Below are 4,325 nucleotides of genomic sequence, written 5' to 3'. Positions count from 1 at the left end.
GGGCCCGGCCCCGGCCTGGTGCGGGGCCGGGTGCGGGCCTGCCCGGTCCGGTGGGCGGCGGCCGGGTCCCGGGACCCGGCGGCGGGGCCCGGGGCCGGTCTGCCGTGGTGTGCCGCCCGGCGGGCCCGGCCGCTGTGGCGGGCCCGGTTCCCGGCGGCCGGCCGGGGGCCGGTGGTGGCCTGCACCGGCCCGGCGGGACCGGCCCCGTCCGCCCGGCCCCGTCCGTTGCGCGCAGCGCCGGGCCCCGTACCTCCCGCGGAACAAACAGGGCCGGGCCCGGCCGGGAGAGGGCGGGTCTGCCCGGGCGGGTGTCCTGCGGTCCGGTGTGCACGTACCGCCCGGGTGTCTGGGCAGGAGGCGGGCGGTACAGCCGGGCCCGGGAACGGTGTGCCCCGGCCGGTGGTGGCGGGCGGGGTCCCGGTGCGTGGCGGGGTCCGTGTGCCGCGAACACCCCTTCCCTCCCGGGGGAGTTCCCGGCCGGGCGGGCGGTCCGTCGCCCTCTGGCCGGGGGCGGCGTGCCGGTGGCGGACGGGTACGGGCCTGCGTACCGCCCGGGCGGGGCGCCCGGGGGTGCAGCGGGCCCGGCCGCCGCGGAGGGAGCGGACCAGGGCCCGGGGTGGCACGGCGGCGCGGCGGGCCAAGTGCCGTGCCGGGTGGGGGAGCAGGGCATCCACCGCCGCCGCCGGGCCCGGGCGCGGCCCCCGCCGGAGCACGGCGGGGGCGGTGCCGGACACCGGCAGGAGCCGCCCGGCCCGGCCCGGGGCGCGGGCAGTACAGGCACGGCCCACTGCCCCGCCCGCCGGGCGGCCCGTGTCCCGCCCGCCGGGCGGCCCAGGATCCGCTGCGGGACCGCGGGACCGCAGTCCCGCGGGGCGGCTGCGCGGCCCGGCCGGGCTGGCTCCTCCGGCTGCCCGCCCCGGGGGCGGGGGTGGTGAAGGGCCTGTTGTGCGGGTGCTGCGGGGCCGGTCCGTGCTGCCGGGGGCGGGGGCTGGTGTTCCGTGCGGGGCGGGTGTGCGGTGAGTAGCTTCATGTACCACCCAGCGGCGTGTAGCTTCACGTACAGCTGCGCGGTGTGTACGCCGGGTTGTCTGCGGTGCACGCGCGGCGCAGGAACGAGACGGGGCGGGACAGGCGGGCCGAACCCGGACCGGTACCAGAACGACCAGAACCAGCACCAGCACCAGCACCAGCACCGCAACCGGTGCCGGTGCCGGTGGCGGAACAGGTGCCGGTGCCCGGGGCCGGGGCCGGTCCTGGCTCCGGGTTCTCCTGTACGACCCGTGCGCGGCCCGTGTGCGGTCTGTGCGGTCTGTGTGGTCTGTGTACGTGTGCGGCCTCTGTCCGGCCCGTGGTTGTGCGGGTGTGTCCGGTCCGGGGGCGGTTGTTGTGTTCTGTCTGTGCCGAGTGGATGGAGTGTGCTGATGGAGATGGCTGCGTGCCCGTACGCGCTGGACACCCGCGGGCGGCATCATGCCGGTCAGGCGGCGTGGCTGCGGGAGCAGGGGCCGGCGGTGGCGGTGCAACTGCCCGGCGGGGTGCCGGCGTGGGCGGTGGTCAAGGCGCGCTACGTCAAGCAGTTACTGGCCGACCCGCGGGTCTCGCGTGATCCGCGCCGGCACTGGCCGGAGTTCATCGAGGGCCGGATCACCCCGCAGTGGCCGCTGTACACGTGGGTGCACAACGAGAACATGCTCACCGCCTACGGGCAGGAGCACCGCCGGCTGCGGCGGCTCGCGGCGGGGGCGTTCACCGCCCGGCGCACGGCCGCGCTGCGCCCGGGGGTGCGGGCCTGTGCCGCGGATCTGCTCCAGGGGCTGTCGGGGCTGGCGGCGGGGCAGGTGGTGGACCTGCGGGCCGCCTACGCCGATCTGCTGCCCACCCGCATCATCTGCGAGCTGTTCGGTGTCGCGCCGCAGGCCCGCGACGAGCTGTGCGCGATGGTGCACACCGTCTTCGACACCACCGCCGATGCCGTGCAGATGGCCGCCGCCAACGACCGGGCCTTTGAGATGATGGCCGAGCTGGTCGCCCTCAAGCGGCGCACCCCGGGCGATGACCTGACCAGTTCGCTGATCCAGGCCCGTGACCAGGGCGAGAAGCTCAGCGAGTCCGAGCTGCTGGGCACCTTGTATCTGCTGATCGCCGCCGGGCACGACACCGCGGCCACGCTGATCGTGAACGCGGCCGCGGCGCTGCTGGCCGACCCCGTGCAGCTGGAGCACCTGCGCAGCGGGCGGGCCCGGTGGGCGGACGCGGTCGCCGAGACCATGCGCACCCGCAACCCGGCCGCCTACCCGCCCATGCGCTTCGCGGTGGAGGACATCGACCTGGACGGCGTCACCATCCGCCGCGGCGATGCCATCCTGGTCTCCTTCGCCGCCGCCGGCCTGGACGAGGACGACGTCGGCCCCGACGCCGGCGTCTTCGACGTCCTGCGCACCGACCGCGGCGAGGAACTGGGCTTCGGCTACGGCGTGCACCGCTGCCTGGGCGCCCCGCTGGCCCAGCTGGAGGGCGAAGTCGCCCTGTCCGCCCTGTTCGAGCGCTTCCCCGGCATCCGCCTGGCCCAGCCCGTGGACACCCTCGCCCCGGTGGAGTCCTTCATCATCAACGGCTACGCCACCCTGCCCGTCATCCTCCACCCCTGACCCCCACCCCCCCGACCCCCACCACCCCGACCAGCCCCCACACCACCCACACCACGCCCGCCAGCCCCCGCAGCCCTCACCGGCTTCCCGCTCCCGGAGCCCTGCGGCCCACTCGGCCGCAGGGCTCCGCCGCATCCCCGCCCCGCACACCCCCGTCCCCGGCCCGCGCATCCCCGCCCCCCGGCCCGCGCATCCCCGCCCCCCGGGCCCGCACGCCCCCGCCCCTCGGCCCGCGCATTCGCGCCCCCCGGCCCGCGTGCCCCCGCCCCGGGCGGCCCCCGCTGCCCCGGCGCCCACCCCCCCGGCCCCCGGCCCTCGATCCGGCCGAAGTCCCTCCACCCGCGCCACCGGGCCCCGGCGCTACGGCTGGAGGGTTCCTGGCCGGGGCCGCGAGGCGGACACGAGTGGTCCTCCAGCGGTGCGGGAGACCGTGACCGTCCAAGTGCCCGAGGGGCGAGGGAGGCATCCGTGGACACAGCCGACACAGCCGACACAGCCAGCGCGGCCGGCACAGCCGACACAGCCGGCGCGACCGGCACGGGGCGCGGAGCCGACGCAGCCGACGCGACCGGCACGGGGCGCGGAGCCGACGCAGCCGACGCGACCGGCACGGGGCGCGGAGCCGACACAGCCGACGCGACCGGCACGGGGCGCGGAGCCGATGCGGCCGACGTGACCGGCGTGACCGGTGCGACCGGCGCGGCCGGCGTGATCGGCGCGATCGGCGCGGCCGGTGCGGCGGCGCGGCCGGACCTGATCCGCATCACGCGGGGCCGGGCCAGCGCGGAGGAACTGGCGGCGGTGGTGGTGACGCTGCTGTCGCTGGCGGCCGCGGCCGGGCCCGGGGCGGGGCAGGAGGGCGGCCGGGGCCGGGAATTGGACAACGGCCGCGCCCGTGTGCTCGGCCGCGGGCGGTGGCGCCGACCGGCCTACAGGGCCCCCGAGAGCTGGCGGCAGGCTTCCTGAGAGCGGTCTCATGCGGGGACGGTGACCAGCCATCCCCTCCACATCACACACGAAAACCGCACAGGCGGTTTGTTAGGATTCTGCTGGTGGTGCCTGCGGGCCTCGCCCGGGTGGCATTCGCAGGGAAGGGGAGACGTCTCATGACGACGGTGCTGGAGCCCGCCGCGCCGCAGGCGCAGCCGGCCGGTGACGCGCGCGGCCGGGCGGTGGAACTGGCGGCCCTGCGGGCGCAGGCGCTGGCCGGACCGAGTGAGAAGGCGACCGAGGCGCAGCACGCCAAGGGCAAGCTCACCGCCCGCGAGCGGATCGCTCTGCTGCTGGATGCGGGTTCGTTCCAGGAGGTCGAGCAGTTGCGCCGGCACCGGGCGACCGGGTTCGGCCTTCAGGCCAAGAAGCCCTACACCGACGGTGTGATCACCGGGTGGGGCACGGTCGAGGGCCGTACGGTGTTCGTGTACGCGCACGACTTTAGGATCTTCGGCGGGGCACTCGGTGAGGCGCACGCCGCGAAGATCCACAAGATCATGGACATGGCGATCGCGGCGGGTGCGCCGCTGGTGTCCCTCAACGACGGCGCCGGCGCCCGTATCCAGGAGGGGGTGTCCGCGCTCGCCGGGTACGGCGGCATCTTCCAGCGCAACACCAGGGCCTCCGGCGTCATCCCGCAGATCTCGGTGATGCTGGGCCCGTGTGCGGGCGGCGCCGCCTACA

The 4,325-nt window shown here is 76.9% G+C and carries 3 protein-coding genes; all 3 read left to right on the top strand.

From position 1 onward, the window contains the following. Positions 1-1,421 precede the first annotated feature (1,421 nt). On the top strand, positions 1,422-2,648 hold the full coding sequence (locus GPA10_RS41440) for a cytochrome P450 family protein (protein ID WP_157169903.1): 1,227 nt from the start codon (positions 1,422-1,424) through the stop codon (positions 2,646-2,648). 468 nt (positions 2,649-3,116) lie between these two features. Further along, entirely contained in the window at positions 3,117-3,614 is a 498-nt protein-coding gene (locus tag GPA10_RS43910) for an acyl-CoA carboxylase epsilon subunit (protein ID WP_157169902.1), read from the top strand. Positions 3,615-3,754: 140 nt separating this feature from the next. Further along, a partial coding sequence (locus GPA10_RS41430) for a carboxyl transferase domain-containing protein (RefSeq protein ID WP_281364900.1) occupies positions 3,755-4,325 on the top strand: 571 nt, incomplete at its 3' end.

Source organism: Streptomyces typhae (assembly GCF_009755605.1).
Classification (GTDB): domain Bacteria; phylum Actinomycetota; class Actinomycetes; order Streptomycetales; family Streptomycetaceae; genus Streptomyces; species Streptomyces typhae.
The sequence above is the reverse complement of the archived record's forward strand: the minus strand, read 5'-3'. Positions and strand labels throughout refer to the sequence as shown.

Excerpts from the sequence above, each read along its gene's own strand:
- GPA10_RS41440 (WP_157169903.1), top strand. The coding sequence starts at position 1,422 with ATGGAGATGGCTGCGTGCCCGTACGCGCTGGACACCCGCGGGCGGCAT.